Here is a 15034-nt window from a genome sequence, read left to right as displayed (position 1 = left end):
GTCCCGCCGGGTATCACCCGGTCGGCTCCGGCGTCGGCGGCGCTCATGAGACGGCCGTCCGCTCCGCCACCGGGGCCGGCGCGAACGCCTTGAGACCTCCGGCGAGGAAGGCGTCCCGTGTCGCCCTGCGGCGGATCTTGCCGCTGGTGGTCATCAGGACGGTGCCGGGTGGGCCGAAGTGGATGCCGGCCGGCCGGACACCGTGGTCTCCTGTCACCGCCGCGGTCACCAACTCCCTCAGCTTGCTCTCCTCCGCCGCGAACTCCCGGCCCGTGCCGCGGTATTCGGCGACGACCACGACTTCCTCCTCGTCGCGTGCGGTGCTCCGCACGGAGAACGCGGCCGTCCTGCGCAGTGCTTCGTGCGACCCCAGGACCGACGACTCGATGTCCTGCGGGTGGAGGTTGCGGCCCCTGATGACGATCAGGTCCTTGAGCCGGCCCGTGACGAACAGCTCCCCGTCGAGCAGGAAGCCGAGGTCGCCGGTTCGCAAGTACTCGGGCCCGTCGCCACGGCCCTCCGGCCGGGCGCCGAAGGTCTTCTCTGTCAGCTCCGGCCGACCGAGGTAGCTGCCGGCCACGTTGGGTCCGGTGACCCACAGCTCGCCCACGCTGCCGGGCGCCACCGGGCGGCCGGACTCGGGGTCGACGACGATGACGTCGTGGCCCGTGGCGATCACGCCGCAGCTGACCACGCCCACCGCCTTGTCGGTGTCTCCGCTGCCGGTCCTGCGCACCTCACCTCGCTCCAGCGCCTCCTTGCTCACCCACTCGGTCCGGATCTCGGAACTCTGCTCGGGCTTACCGGAGACGAACAGGGTGGCCTCGGCAAGCCCGTAACAGGGGATGACGGAACCGATGTCAAAGCCGCAGGCGGGGCCGAAGCGCTCCTCGAACCGCTCCAGGGTCGTGCTGGACACCGGCTCGCTTCCGCAGAAGACCTGCCGAAGGGAGCTCAGGTCGAGCGTGGCGAGCTCTTCATCGCCGATGCTCGTGGTGCAGAGGTCGAACGCGAAGTTCGGTCCGACCGTGATGGTGATCCGGTGGTCGGTGATCGCCTTGAGCCAGCGGTACGGGTCCTGGACGAAGTGGACCGGGGACATCATCACGAGGGGCCAGCCCCCGTGCAACGCCAGCATGATGGTGCCCATCAGCCCCATGTCGTGGTACGGGGCAGCCAGGAGCAGCCGATGCGGTTCTCCTCGAAGCCCATGTGGCTGTCGAGGACCCGGCAGTTGCTCACCAGGTTGGCATGCGTGAGGACGATGCCCTTCGGGTCTCCGGTGGAGCCCGAACTGTACTGGAGCAGGGCAGGATCGACCGCCCGCAGCGGCATGTCCCGCTCCGGCCGGGTCAGGTAGAACTCGTCCTCGGGGAAGATCCACTGCGGCCGTTCCGTTGAGCCGGGCAACTGCTCGTGGAGCTGGTCCACCTGGCCGGCGAAGCGCGGGTGGGTCAGGACGGCCCGGGGGGCGCAGTCCTCCACGATGGACAGGAAGCGCCCCATGGCCCGTCGCCCGAAGGGCGGGAACGACGGCACGGCGGTGCATCCGGCGCGCAATATGCCGAACAGGCCCGCCACGTAGTCGAGTCCGGGATCAAGGGCCAGGACCACACGTCCGCGGTCGAGACCGCTGTCGTGCAGCCGGGCGGCGACCGCCGATGCCCGGTCGGCGAGTTCGCGGTAGGTCCAGTCGATGGCATGCTCGCTCGTTCCGTCGGGAAGGAATCGGAAGGCGAGCCGGTCTGGTGTTCGCCGGGCCCGCTGGTCAAGGATGTGCACCAGCGACGTCCCGGAGGGGGAATCCAACGGTTCCACAGCCAACGGCCTTTCAGGTCTGTTCTCTGTCGGAAGCGTGCGCGTCAACTCAGCCTGCGCGGACCACCCGGAGCTGGTGGGCGGCCCCCAGATATGTGCCGTCCGGGTCCCAGGCGTCGATCTGCTCGTTGATCCAGCCGCCGGCGGAGGCGGCGAGCGTCCTGGCGCGCAGCAGGATCCAGGGGGAGGAGGCCTTGGCGAGTCCCGCGCCGGGCCTGACCGTCAACTCGACGGTGGGCACCAGGACGAGCTGGGAGAGGACGGCTGCGTAGGAGGGAGCAAGGGCGTCCATGAGGAAGACGAAACGGAGCACGTCCGGCGCGTTGTCGTCCTCCAGGAGGCGTACCCACGCGATGAGTTCGGGATCCGGGCCGCCCGCGTACGGACGCGCGGATCCCACCGGCCGGATCTGCATGCTGGCGGAGATGGGCACGAACTCTGGTGGAATGGCGAACACTTCGCACTCGTCCGGCGGTGGGGCAGTGGGCGCGGCCGGTGCCACCGGCTGCCAGGAGGGCTCACCCGGACGTCCGTAGACGGCCGATGCCTCGATGTGAAGCCCCTCGTCGCTCTCCGCTCTGGCGGTCACCACAGCGCTGGTCCGGCCGGCACGGACGAGGGAACTCGCCACGGTGAAACCGGACTCGATCGACCGGTCGAAGCGCCCGGTGACGCTCTGGAGTTCCAGATCGGGAACGTGCGACTGCGTCGCAGAAGTTAGCAGGGCTAGTGCGAGGCCACCGTGAAATCCACCGAATCCCTGCAGGTGATTTTCTGCTTCGAACCCCCCGCTGGCTGGATTCCCCAGTAGCGCTCCTGGCCCGTTTGTGTCGTGGGTACTTGGCATGTACCCAACAGTAGTCTGTCCCTAGTTATTCGGCAGGCATATCCATCTGTGAGGAGCACCACAATGGTAGATCTGTGGGCCGGTGTTGCAGCTGAATGAACCCTCGGGTCAGCCGGTGTGGAATGCCCGCGACTTCACCTGTGCAGAGGAAGCCGCGGGTGGGCCGGAATTGTGCCTCATTAGCCGAAGAACTCGATCAACTCCGATATGACGGCTTCAGGTTGCTCCTCGACGAGATAGTTGCGTGTGTCCTTGATCTCGGACACGCGCACGTCGGTTCCCTGGGTGGGCAGCACCTTCTGCATGTACTCGAAGAAGCCGCCGTACGCGAGCCCCAGCATGGGCACGGTCACCTTGCCGTACCCGCGGAAGTCGTCGATGTCCTGTTGGTAGGCCTGGAACCAGGCCTGACTTGCGCGGATGGCTTCCGGTGAGTCGTACGCACGGGCGTAGACGTCGCGGTCGCGGGAGGCGATGGCGTCCGGGTTCACAAGGCTGAGGCCGAACATGTAGTCGACCATGTGGCGGTAGCGGCCGGCCAGTATCTTCTCCGGAAAATCGGGGACAAGGTTGAATGCGAGCCACCAGCGGTGCGGCCCCGGATCGGTGGGTCGAGGCATGATGCGGAACTCGTGGTAGTTCTCGTCGATGTGGGTCGTATTCAGCATCGCCAGCTTCGCCGTCGCCGACGGATGGTTAAGGGCGTGACTGAATGCGACCATCGAGCCGATTCCGTGACCCGCAATATTAATGCGTTGGTAACCGAGGTGAACGGCCAGTGCGTGAATGTCTCCCGCCATCGACTTCTTGTCGTATCCGGACTCGGGCTTACTGGAACTGCCCATTCCGCGTATATCGACGGCGATCACGCGGAAGCGCTTGGCGAGGGAGGGCATGATCTTCCGGTATTCCCACCACGTTTCCGGCCAACCGGGCAGGAGCATCAATGGCTCGCCCTGCCCACCGGCCACGTAGTGCAGTCGGACCCCGTTGACGTCGGCGTGCTCGCTCGTGAAGTCCCCGTCCAGGGAGGCCGCGAGCTCCTGGTCACCGAACGGTGTGTTCGTCGACATGTGTCTTCCTCTCCGTCGGCGGACGGATCCGCCGTGGTCCTGCCGCTGCGAGTAGTAGGGAACGCCCGGTGTGGATCGATTCAGCCGCGGGATCGGCCCGGGTCAGCCGGTCGTGACGAGCAGTCGGTCGTGTCCGCGCTGCACGATCTGGTTGCGGAATGTGGGCGTGCCGACCAGGGCCATGTCGGGCAGCCGGCTCAGCAGTCTCGGCACCGCGGTCTCCGCCGACATCCGGGCCAGTGCCGCCCCGAGGCAGTAGTGCATGCCGCCGCTGAAGGTGAGCGGCTGGTTGTCCTCGCGCGACGGGTCGAAGACATGGGGCTCGGAGAAGCGACGCGGGTCGCGGTTGCCCGCGGCGATGAGCAGGGTCAGCGGGACTCCGGCGGCGACCTTCACCCCGAAGAATTCCAGGTCCCGGGAGGCCACCCGGTTGAGCGCCTGCACCGCCGGGTCGTAGCGGAGCGTCTCCTCGGCGAACCCGGCGGCCGCCTGCGGGGCGTCGCGCAGCTCGGCCCCTTCCGCGGGGTGCTCCAGGGCGAGTCGCACCATGTTGCTGAGCAGGTCCTGCGGCGCTTCGGCCGCGGCGACCAACAGCAACATCAGGTTGGCGACCAGCTCCTCGTCCGTCAGTTCGCCGCCCGCGTCGCGGGCCTTGATGAACATGCTGGTCAGATCGGGGCCGGGGGTCGCGCGGCGGCGGGCGACCAGTTCCTGGAAGTACTCCGCCAGACGGTCCATGGCGCCGTCGCCCGGCACGAGTTGCGCCAGGTCACCGATGGGCTCCAGGGCCAGCGTGATGTCGCCGACGATGGTGCGGAGTCCTGCGTGGTCCTCGTCGGGGATGCCGAGCAGCTCACCGATGACGCCGGTGGCCATGCGGAATGTGAACTCGGGTACCAGGTCGACCGTTTCGCCGCTCGCGCCGAGTGCGGCGACGTTGCGCACGGCGTCCTCGGCCCGGCGTTCCACCATGGGCTGCCACGCTGCCACGCTCCGGGCGGCGAAGGCGCTGCCGAAGAAGCGCCGGAAGCGCTCGTGGTCCGGGTCGTTGGAGAACAGCATGTTCTTCGTCAACCAGTACCAAGAGGAGTGATCCCGCCAACCGGGCAGCTTCACGTCCTGGACCGCCGCGTCGGTCGAGAGCAGGTCCGGGTCACGCAGGGCCCGGGCGCACTCGGCGTGGCCGGTGACGAAGACATGGACACCGCCCACGTCCACCACCGGACCGTGGGCGCGCATCTCCTCGTACAGGGGGTATGGGTTCTGCTTGCCCTCGGGCGCCAGCAGACGGGCCATCACATCGAGCGGATCGGCCAGGATTTCGGTAGAGCTCACTCTCACTCCGGATGGGTGTCGGTTCGTGCCTTCGGGTCCGTGCGAGGCGATGCAGGTGCGTACCGAGGCGCGGCCTTCTGGGGATCGCGAGAAGATCCACTGCGCTGTCGCTCACGGCCGCCCCCGAGTGGGTTGGGATATCCAACCCGCATGGCGGAGTGACCATAACAACGCCGGCTCCGGCTGGCAACCACCGCTTGGTGGACCACAGTTGAGCGTTGTCCGTCACACCTGTCCGCTGCTGGTTGCAGGCCTCGATCAACCGTTGCTACGTTCGCCGACCAAGTCAGTTGGAATTCCGAACCCAATGACGGGAAGAACGGGACGATCATGAGCCTCCCCGACGAACAGACCGCTGCCGTCACCGGATCCACGACTCCAAGACCACGTCTGGGACCGGTCTTCGCCGTCGTCGCAGCCGGTGTCGCCATGGCGAACCTCGACGTGTTCATCGTGAACGTGGCCCTGCCCGACATCGGCCGTGAGTTCTCCGGCCCCTCGCTCGCGTCCTTGTCCTGGGTGCTCAACGCCTACGCCGTTGTCTTCGCCGCGCTGCTGGTGCCGGCGGGCAACTTCGCCGACCGCACCAGCCCCCGGACGGCCTATCTGGCGGGCATCGTGACGTTCACCGTGGCCTCCGCGCTCTGTGCCCTGGCGCCCGACGTCTGGTTCCTGGTGGCGGCCCGCGTGGTGCAGGCGGTCGGTGCGGCCATGCTCATTCCCTCCTCGCTCGGTCTGCTCCTGGCCTCCGCTCCGCCGGAGCGAAGGATGTCCTCGGTGCGTGCCTGGACGGCCATCAGCGGTGTGGCCAGCGCCCTTGGCCCGGTCGCCGGTGGCCTGCTCACCGAACTGAACTGGCGCTGGGTGTTCTTGGTGAACCTGCCGATCGGCATCGCCGCCCTGGTCGCCGGTGCACGGGTGCTGCCGAGGGTGCCCGCCCGGGATCTGCCGCGCCCCGACCTACTGGGGTCGGCCCTGTTCACCATCGCCATCGCGGCCCTCGCGCTCGGTCTGGTCAAGGGCGAGGACTGGGGCTGGGCCTCCGGGAATTTCCTCGGTGCGCTGGCCGCCTCGCTCGTCCTGCTGGTGTGGTTCGTGGCGCGCTCCGCCCGGCACCGTTCGCCGGTGCTTCCTCTTCCGCTGCTGAAGATCCCGGCGTTCAGCCCAGCTTCGCTCGCCAACGTCCTCTTCGCGGTGGCCTTCGCGGCCATGTTGCTGTCCACCGTGCTGTGGTGCCAAAACGTCTGGAACTGGTCGCCGCTCAAGACGGGCCTGGCGATCTTCCCGGGCACCCTGCTGCCCCCTGTGCTGGCCATCAGCATCGGACCGCTCGCCCGCAGGCTCGGCGCCGGCCCGATCGCGGTGGCCGGCTGCGTGGTGTTCGCCGCCGGAATCGCCTGGTGGTACGTGCAGATGGAGCCGGCCGCGGACTACCTGACCGGGATGCTGCCCGGCATGCTGCTCACCGGCGTGGGCGTCGGTCTGACCCTGCCGACCCTGATCACCGCAGCGGTCACGGCGCTGCCGCCGCAGAGCTTCTCGACAGGCTCGGGCGTGGTCACGATGGCCCGCCAGGTCGGCACCGTGCTCGGTATCGCGCTGTTCGTCGCGGCCATGGGTGCCCCGAGCGGCGCCACCGAGACGCTGGCCGCCTTCGACGACGGCTGGTTGCTGACGCTGGCGGCCACCGCGGCCGCCGCGGTCGCGAGCGTCTTCCTCGGCCGGGCCGGGCGGGCGCCGCAGGCCGCCGCACAACAGTCATGACGCGGGGCGGGCGCAGCTGTCGGCCGTGCTCGCACCCTTCCGTTCCTACGGGGCCGCTGGACGCGGCACCGAGTATTGCCACAGGAGGTACTCATGCGTGATGCAGTGATCGTCGAGGCCGTTCGCACACCCACCGGCAAGGGCAAGCCAGGTGGCGCGCTGCACGGCGAGCACCCCGTCGACCTGCTCGCGAGGACGCTCGGCACCCTGGTGGAGCGGACCGGAGTGGACCCCGCGCTCATCGACGACGTCGTCGGCGGCTGCGTCAGCCAGGTGGGGGACCAGTCGTTGAACACGATCCGCAATGCGGTGCTGGCCGCGGGATTCCCCGAGAGCGTGCCGGCCATGACGGTGGACCGCCAGTGCGGCTCGTCCCAGCAGGCCGTACACATCGCGGCCCAAGGGGTGATGAGCGGCGCCTACGACGTGGTGGTGGCCTGCGGGGTCGAGTCGATGTCCCGGGTGCCGATGGGGTCCAGCGTGCTTCCGGGCAGCGATCCGTTCGGTCCGAAGCTCGGGGAGCGCTACCCGGACGGGCTGGTCGGGCAGGGCATCAGCGCCGACCTGATCGCGGCCCGCTGGAAGATCAGCCGCAAGGAGCAGGACGCCTTCGCACTGCTCTCCCACCAGCGTGCCGCATCGGCCTGGGAGCGGGGCGAGTTCGACCGGGAGGTCGCTTGGAGCGGCATGCCGGACGAGACCGTGCGGCCCGCGACCACCGCCGAGGCCCTGGCGGGGCTCAAGCCCGCCTACTACGACCCGCGGATGGAGGAGCGATTCCCGGAGATCGGCTGGACCGTCTCGGCGGGCAACACCTCACCCCTCAGCGACGGCGCGGCGGCCCTGCTGATCATGGGATCGGACGTGGCCGAGAGGCTCGGCCTGCGCCCCCGGGCCCGCTTCCGGGCGTTCGCCGTGGCCGGGGACGACCCCCTGTTCATGCTCACGGCCATCATGCCCGCCACCGAGAAGGTGCTGTTCAAGGCCGGCCTCGAGGTGGACGACATCGACCTGTTCGAGGTCAACGAGGCCTTCGCCTCCGTGGTCCTGGCCTGGCAGTCGGAGACCGGCGTCGACATCGACAAGCTCAACGTGCGCGGCGGAGCCATCGCGATCGGCCACCCGCTCGGGGGCAGCGGCGCCCGGATCATGACCACGCTGCTGCACAATTTGGAGGACCGAGGAGCACGCTACGGACTGCAGACCATGTGCGAGGCCGGCGGCCTGGCCAACGCGACCGTCATCGAGTGCCTCTGAGACGGGCGGCCTCCGAGACGGGCGCCTGAGGCGGGCAGTAGGTGCACCGCGTAGCGTTCAGGACGCGAGTAGACCTAAGGTGGCGCCATGGCGAAGTCAACAGCTCCTCGAGCGTGTTCCATCGCGGACGCGCTCGAGTTGGTGGGTGAGCGCTGGTCCTTGCTCGCCGTCCGGGAAATCCTGCACGGTGTGCGCCGTTTCGACGAGATCGTCCGCAACACCGGGGCATCCCGCGACATCCTGACCACACGGCTGCGCAAGCTGGAGTCCTGCGGCGTCGTCCGGCGCGAGCAGTACAGCGAGCGTCCACCCAGGTTCGAGTACCACCTCACCCCGGCCGGTACCGAGGTGGGGGACGTCCTGCTGACCCTCATGCGGTGGGGTGACCGGCACCTGAACGCCGATGACCCACCCGTCCGCTGGCTTCATTCCTGCGGCAAGGTGCTCGAGCCCGTGGTGGTCTGCAACCACTGCGGCGAGCCTGCCCGCAACAACGTCCACACCGCTACCGGCCGTGGCGTGCTCGTCGTCGACGAGGTGGGGCTCGGCACGTAACTACCCTGTCGTGCGGTCGCGTTCCCCGGAGTGCGACCGTGCCGGCGGCTGAGCCCGCCGCGATCATGCCCATGGCATGTTCGCCACGATCAAGTAAGCGTGCACCACACGGGACGTCCCTGGCCGGAGCAGCGGCGAAGGAGATTGCGCGCGGGCCCTCCCACCGCTGGGAAAAGGCCGTAGACGATCAGGCACGCAGTGATCACAACCGGCGACGACACTGCCAGGAGTGCCGCCGCGGCTTCCCGCTCACGACCTCGGTGGAGACGTACGTCGTCCTGCCCCCGAGCCGGTCGATCACGGAGGCGAGGGGCAACGCGCCGAACCGCCGTCCCACGGCGTCGGACGAGGGGCGACGGTCACGGCTTCGGAGGCCCGAAGAGCGCGACGTACCGCAAGGCCAGACGAGGTGCCTGACCGGCTGTGCATGTGCCGCCGTTACGGCGAAAGCGCTGCTCGGTGGGCCGCACTGCCACTGCCGGGAGTGGCACGGGCCGCGGTGACGGATCCCCGGCGACCCGCGTATTCGCTGAGCGGGCCACCGGTCACCGGTTGCCCGGGCCCGGCGCGCACTTGAGGAAGTCTCGCCGTAGCGGGAGCCTCTACGGGCAGGCCCGCACCGTGACGCTCGTTTGACGCTCAGGGTCCCAAGATGTCGTCCACCGGGCCGAGAGCCCGGCCCTGACCTGCGGTTTCTGTTGACGCGCTCTCTGTGACATCTTTCCGATGACGCATCACGTGGAGTGCGTGGCGATCCCTGAGCCTGCTGGAAAGGGCCGCTGACCTGGCGCTTGCAGGGAATGAAGGACCCAGGCTCGGCCTTGGCGGATCCGGCCGACGACCCGCCTGCTGGTGGTGCGCGACCTGCGAGGTCGGCGCCGATTCCTCAGCCGAGCGGGCTCAGGAAGGTGAGGAGGGACTCCTTCTCCTGTATCAGGGGCTGGAGCGCCGCGTTGAACGGCGGGCCGTAGGGGGCCGCCAAGTGGGTCTGGAAGGCGGCCTCGCTCGCATACACCTCGAAGATCCAGTACGCCAAGGGGTTGGATTTCTTGGTGTACACCTCGAAGGCGAGGTTGCCGGGCTCCTCGCGGACGCGGGCAGCGTAGTCCTGGACCAGCTCGGCGACACGTTCCTCGTTTCCGGGGCGCACGGTGAACTCGGCCAGCAGTGACTTGTTCATGTTTTGACTCCTGTTCCGTTGCCGGTGGTGCCGGCAGGGCGGAACGGTGTGGAGGCGGTCGGTTGAGGACCGGTGCCCACCTCCACACCGTCAGGGGGCTGGGCAGATGGTCAGCTGCGGTATGACTGCATCTGCCAGACGTTGGCGCTGTCCAGGCGGGCAGAGCCGCCTTCGGCGAATAGCTGGATGCCGTCGCTGTCCGGGCTGGGGAAGATCTGGTCCGTGATCACGGCCTCGCCTTGGCCGCCGAACGCCTCGACCGAGGACCAGTCGACCAGGATCCGGAGTTCGACCTTGCCGTTCTTGGCTGTCAGCGGTGCGCGCTGGATGCCGGGGAAGTCGCGGTGGAAGTCCACTGCGCCCGAACGCGTCCGGTCGACGTAGAGCTCCTGGGTCTCCCTGTCGTAGCCGATGACGGTTTCCTGGCCCTGCCCCGTGCGTACCTTGAACCCGAAACGCTTGGCGTCGCCGAGGGTGAACGTGGCCCGGATGTCGAGTGCTTTGCCGTCGGCCCGGCCCGCGGCCAGCGGCATGGAACCGGCCGCGATTCTGGTGCTGCGCACGCTGGTCAGGGGTCCGTGGAGTGATGCCACAGTGGACACGGGCTGTTGCGTCAGCCGGATCCGGCCGTTCACCGTGCGCAGGGCCATCTCTCGCGGGATGCTCTGTGCGCCCCGCCAGGGTGAGGTCGGGGTGTTGTTGCCGTATTGCCAGTTGTTCATCCAGCCGATCATGCGGCGCTTGCCGTCCGGACTGTCCTCCCAGGAGACGGCGGCGTAATAGTCCTTGCCGTAGTCGACCCAGTCGGCTCGCTGCAGGTTCGAGCGGGCCGGCTGGTCGGCGGCGACGAAGTGGTCGGCCATGACATGGCCCCAGCCGGCCGTGTTCATGTCGACGATCTGGATAGTGGCCTGCTTGCCCTGGTGGGCGCGGAGGTCGAAGGAGGCCCAGTCCAGGGTTCCGCTGTCCGCGCCGGTCGCGCTGTGGACGACCTTGCCGTCGATGAGGAGGTTGACCGTGGTCTCTCTCGAGCGGGGCCGTGCGGGGGTGTCGGACAGCATGACCTGGTCGAGCAGGATATGTCCCCAGCCGCCGGTGTTCTCGTCGACGACCTCGAGGTGCGCGGTCCGGCCGGCGAGGGCGCCCAGGTCCCAGGAGACCCAGTTGAGGGATTCGGAGTCGGCGCCGGTGGCACTGCGTACCGTCTTGCCGTCGACGACGAGCCGGACGGCGGTGGGCGCGTCGGATCCGGAGGGGTGGTCGCCTCCGCCGACGAGGAGGTTGAGGTGCTTGGCGGTGATGGTGAACTCGGGCGAGGTGAGGGTGCCCGTGGTCGCGTCGCCGTTCAGGAACGTGTTCACCAGGCCGGTGCCCGTGTGTCCGGACACGGGGTTCTGCCCGGGGAGGGTGCCGTGTGCGGGGCTGGTGCCGAAGGCGGTGCCGGTGGTGGTCCAGGAGCCGTAGGTGTCCTGCTCGAAGTCGGCGAGGATCTCGCCCGCGGGTGCGGGGGAGTCGCCCATCACGGAGCCGGGGACGTACGGGTGACGGCCGCCGCCCACCTTGAAGTTGAGGTACGGGCTGTCGACGGTGAAGGGCGCGGAGGTGAGGGTGCCGGTCTCGGAGTCGCTGCCGCGGAAGCTGTCGACGAGTCCCTTGCCCTCGAAGCCGTTCGTGCCCGAGGGGTCGGGCGCCGGCGCGGGGACCGGTCCGCTGCCGAAGGCGGTGCCGGTCGTCTGCCAGCTGCCGTAGTCGGCTCCCTCGAAGTCCTGCATCACCACTCCGGGCGGAGGCGTGTAGGAGCCGTCGTTATCGGGAGTGAACTTCGTGCCGTCGAAGTCGCCCACGAAGTACTGGGCGGCCGAACCGCCCGCGATGCCACCGGGGTTGATGTTGACGACGAGCGCCCACTTGGTGCGCCGGGGGTCACCGTCGACGGGCAGCGGGAACAGGTCCGGGCATTCCCACACGCCGCCCACCGCGCCCTGCGGGCCGAAGTCGCTCAGGTGCGTCCAGGTCTTGAGGTCCTTGGAGGAGTAGAACCGGACCTTGCGCTCGGTGGACAGCGACACCGTCATCAGCCAGCTCTTGGTGGGCGCATACCACTGGACCTTGGGGTCGCGGAACTCCTTCGACCCGATGTCGAGCACGGGGTTCCCGGCGTACTTCGTCCAGGTACGGCCGCGGTCGGTGCTGTACGCGAGGGACTGGGCCTGCTTGCCGCTGTCCTTGTAGTGGCTGGTGTAGACGGCCACCATCGCCGGGTTCGTACGGGTTCCGAACCCCGTGGTGTTGTTGCGGTCGACGACGGCACTGCCGGAGAAGACCATCTCCCGGTCGTCGTGGGGGATGGCGAGGGGCAGCTCCTGCCAGCGCACCAGGTCCTTGCTGACGGCGTGCCCCCAGGACATGTTGCCCCAGGTGCTGCCGCTCGGGTTGTACTGGTAGAAGAGGTGGTACTCGCCCTGGTACCAGACCAGTCCGTTGGGGTCGTTCAACCAGTCCTTCGCGGGGCTGAAGTGGAACTGCGGGCGGTACGTCTCCGTGTACGGCCGGCTGTCTTCCGCCGCCGCCTGCGGGGCGACGGCGGTGACGGTGAGGGCGCATGTCGCTACCGCGGCGGCGACGAGGCGCCGCGGGACACGGCGGAGTGCGGGGGCTCGGCTCATGGTTTCTCCTGCACGTGGGCGTCGTCGTGCCCGCGTCCGCTGCGGTGGGACGACGCCGGGGGATTCAGTGCCGGGCAATGGGGGAGGGCCCGGAAACGGGTGTCATCGATGACATGTGACAGCGATGACACCCCGTGCGGAGTGATGATGTGCGCGCTCCGGGCCGCACGTCAATGGCTTGGTCCGAGTTCGTTCAGGCCGCCGTTTCAGCCGGCGCTGTGTCCGATCGCGGGTGACGGCTGCGGCGACTGGCTGGCCCACGGGGGGTTCGGCCCGACGACCCCGCAGGTCAGAGCCGCCACCCGAGCGGCGAAAGCGCAGGCGTCGAAGACGTCGTCGACCCGCAGGTCCGTCAGCCGCCCGCCGAGGAGCCCCTTGGCGCCGAGATGGTGCAGGAAGCCCGCGGTGAAGGAGTCGCCCGCGCCGACGGTGTCGACCACATCGGTCGAAGGTGTGGGCACGGCGGTGCGCACGCCGTTCAGCGAGGCGACCGCGCCGCGCTCTCCTCGGGTGATCACGACGAGCGGCACACCCGCCGCGTGCCAGGTGTCGCAGGCACGCTCGATCGTGTACTCGGGCAGCAGAAGTTGCAGGTCGTCTTCGCTCAGGCGGAGGATGTCCGCGGTCGCGCACCAGCGCGACAGGCGTTCGCGGTAGACCTCGGGCGCCACGAGCAGCGGCCGCACGTTCGGGTCGATGGAGATCGTGGCGCTGGCGGAGGCGCGGGCGAGGAAGTCCTCCACGACCGTGTCGCCGGGCTCGCGCACCAGGGTCAGGGAGCCCGAGTGCAGGCAGGCCGTGGAGGTCAGGTCCACGGCTGCGAGTTCATCGGCCGTCCACTGCCAGTCCGCGGTGCCCTGGGCGTGGAAGGAGTACGCGGCCCGGCCCTGGGCGTCGATCTCGGCGACGGCCAGGGTGCTGGGCTCGGGTGCGTGTATCGCGGCCGTGAGGTCGACGCCCGAGGCTTCCAAGTGCCCGCGGAACAGGCGCCCGAAAACATCGTCGGACAGCCGCGCCAGGAAGCGGGCGGGCGTGCCCAGGCGGGCGAGCGCCACAGCCGTGTTCGCCGGACCGCCGCCCGGCAGGACCCGCAGGGAAAGCTCGCCCGGAACGGGTGCGGGGACGGTGAAGGCGTCCGCGACGCATTCTCCAAGGATGGTGACCAGAGGCAGGCGCATGGCTCGTTCTCTCCAGGTGGGCAGCGCAGAAAGGCTGCGTTTTCAAGGGGCCTTGAGGAAGCTCACGGAGAGCGGCGCTCTCGGTGCGAGGCGGTGCAGGCGGGCAGCGTTGCCGATTTGTGACGGCGGGAAGGCATTGACGTTTCCGGGTGATGGAGTTCATCATCCTTCGCAAGCGGTGTCAACGATGACATCGGTCAACGATGACACCGCTCCAGTGCGTTCGCCAGCAGCAGTTCCTTTGCTCTGCAGCACCTCGATCCGCGGCCGTTCCGCCTTCGTCCAGCAGGAGATCAGTCATGCTTCGCAGAAACCGCACCACCTTCACCTCCATCGGACTCACCGCTCTCGCCGCCGTCTCGGCGCTGGCCCTGACGGCCTGCGGCTCCGGCGCGCAGGGTGGCTCGGGCGGCGACGGGGTCAAGGTCGGGCTGATCACCAAGACGGACACGAACCCGTTCTTTGTGAAGATGAAGGAGGGCGCCGAGCAGGCTGCGAAGGCCAACGGCGTCGAGCTCGTCAGCGCGGCCGGGAAGTTCGACGGCGACAACGCGGGACAGGTCACCGCCATCGAGAACATGGTCAACTCCGGGGTGAAGGGCATCCTCATCACGCCCAACGACTCCAAGGCGATCGTCCCCGCCCTCGAGAAGGCTCGCGCCAAGGGCGTCCTGGTGATCGCGCTCGACAGCCCGACCGATCCGCAGGACGCCACCGACGCCCTGTTCGCCACCGACAACGTCAAGGCGGGAGAGCTCATCGGCCAGTACGCCAAGGCGGCCATGGCCGGCAAGGAGGCGAAGATCGCCACGCTGGACCTCGCGCCCGGCGTCGCGGTGGGCGTGCAGCGCCACCAGGGCTTCCTCAGGGGCTTCGGCGTCGCGGAGGGCGACCCGTCGATCGTGTGCATGCAGGACACCGGCGGCGACCAGGCCAAGGGCCAGACGGCGATGGAGAACTGTCTCCAGAAGTCCCCGGACATCAACGTCGTCTACACGATCAACGAGCCGGCCGCGCTGGGCGCCTACACCGCGCTCAAGGCCAAGGGCCTGGAGAAGAAGGTGCTCGTCGTGTCCGTCGACGGCGGCTGCACCGGCACGAAGGCCGTCAAGGAGGGCAAGATCGCGGCGACCTCGCAGCAGTACCCGCTCGAGATGGCGTCCCAGGGCGTCAAGGCGGTTGCCGACTTCGCCAAGAGTGGCAAGAAGGCATCCGGCTACACCGACACCGGCGTCACGCTCATCACCGACGCGGCCACGACGGGGGTCGATTCCAAGGACACCGCCTACGGCCTGGAGAAGTGCTGGGGCTGAGCCCGGCATCAGGGTGTGTCTGCGGTCGTACAGCCCGAATCCGGTCTC

The 15034-nt window shown here is 68.7% G+C and carries 10 protein-coding genes and 1 pseudogene; 4 read left to right on the top strand and 7 right to left on the bottom strand.

The genetic code is table 11. The annotated features are described in order from the left end of the window. Window positions 1-43: 43 nt before the first annotated feature. From GLX30_RS09440 to GLX30_RS09425, 4 genes and pseudogenes are all read right to left on the bottom strand, one after another. A pseudogene (locus GLX30_RS09440) lies at window positions 44-1782 on the bottom strand (fatty acyl-AMP ligase). Window positions 1783-1867: 85 nt separating this feature from the next. After that, window positions 1868-2665 (bottom strand): thioesterase family protein, encoded by a 798-nt coding sequence (locus tag GLX30_RS09435; RefSeq protein WP_159685944.1) that lies wholly within the window; start codon window positions 2663-2665, stop codon window positions 1868-1870. Window positions 2666-2844: 179 nt separating this feature from the next. Next, window positions 2845-3738, bottom strand: a complete 894-nt coding sequence (locus tag GLX30_RS09430; RefSeq protein ID WP_159685941.1) for an alpha/beta hydrolase — start codon at window positions 3736-3738, stop codon at window positions 2845-2847. Window positions 3739-3840: 102 nt separating this feature from the next. Beyond that, entirely contained in the window at window positions 3841-5073 is a 1233-nt protein-coding gene (locus tag GLX30_RS09425) for a cytochrome P450 (RefSeq protein WP_159685939.1), read from the bottom strand. A gap of 330 nt (window positions 5074-5403) precedes the next feature. On the opposite strand from GLX30_RS09425, the gene GLX30_RS09420 reads away from it, so the two are divergent. The 3 genes from GLX30_RS09420 to GLX30_RS09410 all read left to right on the top strand — a co-directional run bounded on the left by GLX30_RS09420 (window position 5404) and on the right by GLX30_RS09410 (window position 8649). After that, a complete protein-coding gene (locus tag GLX30_RS09420; RefSeq protein WP_159685936.1) occupies window positions 5404-6837 on the top strand; it encodes a DHA2 family efflux MFS transporter permease subunit in 1434 nt (477 codons plus the stop codon). Between the two features lie 93 nt (window positions 6838-6930). After that, complete coding sequence (locus GLX30_RS09415) at window positions 6931-8094, top strand: thiolase family protein (protein ID WP_159685933.1); 1164 nt, start codon at window positions 6931-6933, stop codon at window positions 8092-8094. 87 nt (window positions 8095-8181) lie between these two features. Further along, entirely contained in the window at window positions 8182-8649 is a 468-nt protein-coding gene (locus GLX30_RS09410; protein WP_159685931.1) for a helix-turn-helix domain-containing protein, read from the top strand. Between the two features lie 886 nt (window positions 8650-9535). Here GLX30_RS09410 and GLX30_RS09405 read toward each other — a convergent pair. From GLX30_RS09405 to GLX30_RS09395, 3 genes are all read right to left on the bottom strand, one after another. Continuing rightward, entirely contained in the window at window positions 9536-9829 is a 294-nt protein-coding gene (locus tag GLX30_RS09405; protein WP_159685928.1) for an antibiotic biosynthesis monooxygenase family protein, read from the bottom strand. A gap of 110 nt (window positions 9830-9939) precedes the next feature. Then, window positions 9940-12495: a GH32 C-terminal domain-containing protein gene (locus tag GLX30_RS09400; RefSeq protein WP_159685925.1), complete on the bottom strand. Its 2556-nt coding sequence runs from the start codon at window positions 12493-12495 to the stop codon at window positions 9940-9942. A gap of 206 nt (window positions 12496-12701) precedes the next feature. Continuing rightward, window positions 12702-13673 (bottom strand): carbohydrate kinase, encoded by a 972-nt coding sequence (locus tag GLX30_RS09395; protein WP_159685922.1) that lies wholly within the window; start codon window positions 13671-13673, stop codon window positions 12702-12704. A 299-nt stretch (window positions 13674-13972) separates the two neighbouring features. Here GLX30_RS09395 and GLX30_RS09390 point away from each other — a divergent pair, with 299 nt between their 5' ends. Then, the gene (locus GLX30_RS09390) at window positions 13973-14986 is read left to right on the top strand and encodes a sugar ABC transporter substrate-binding protein (protein WP_159685919.1); all 1014 of its coding nucleotides are present in this window, start codon (window positions 13973-13975) and stop codon (window positions 14984-14986) included. Window positions 14987-15034 lie beyond the last annotated feature (48 nt).

The sequence above is a fragment of the Streptomyces sp. Tu 2975 genome (genome assembly GCF_009832925.1).
Classification (GTDB): domain Bacteria; phylum Actinomycetota; class Actinomycetes; order Streptomycetales; family Streptomycetaceae; genus Streptomyces.
The sequence above is the reverse complement of the archived record's forward strand: the minus strand, read 5'-3'. Positions and strand labels throughout refer to the sequence as shown.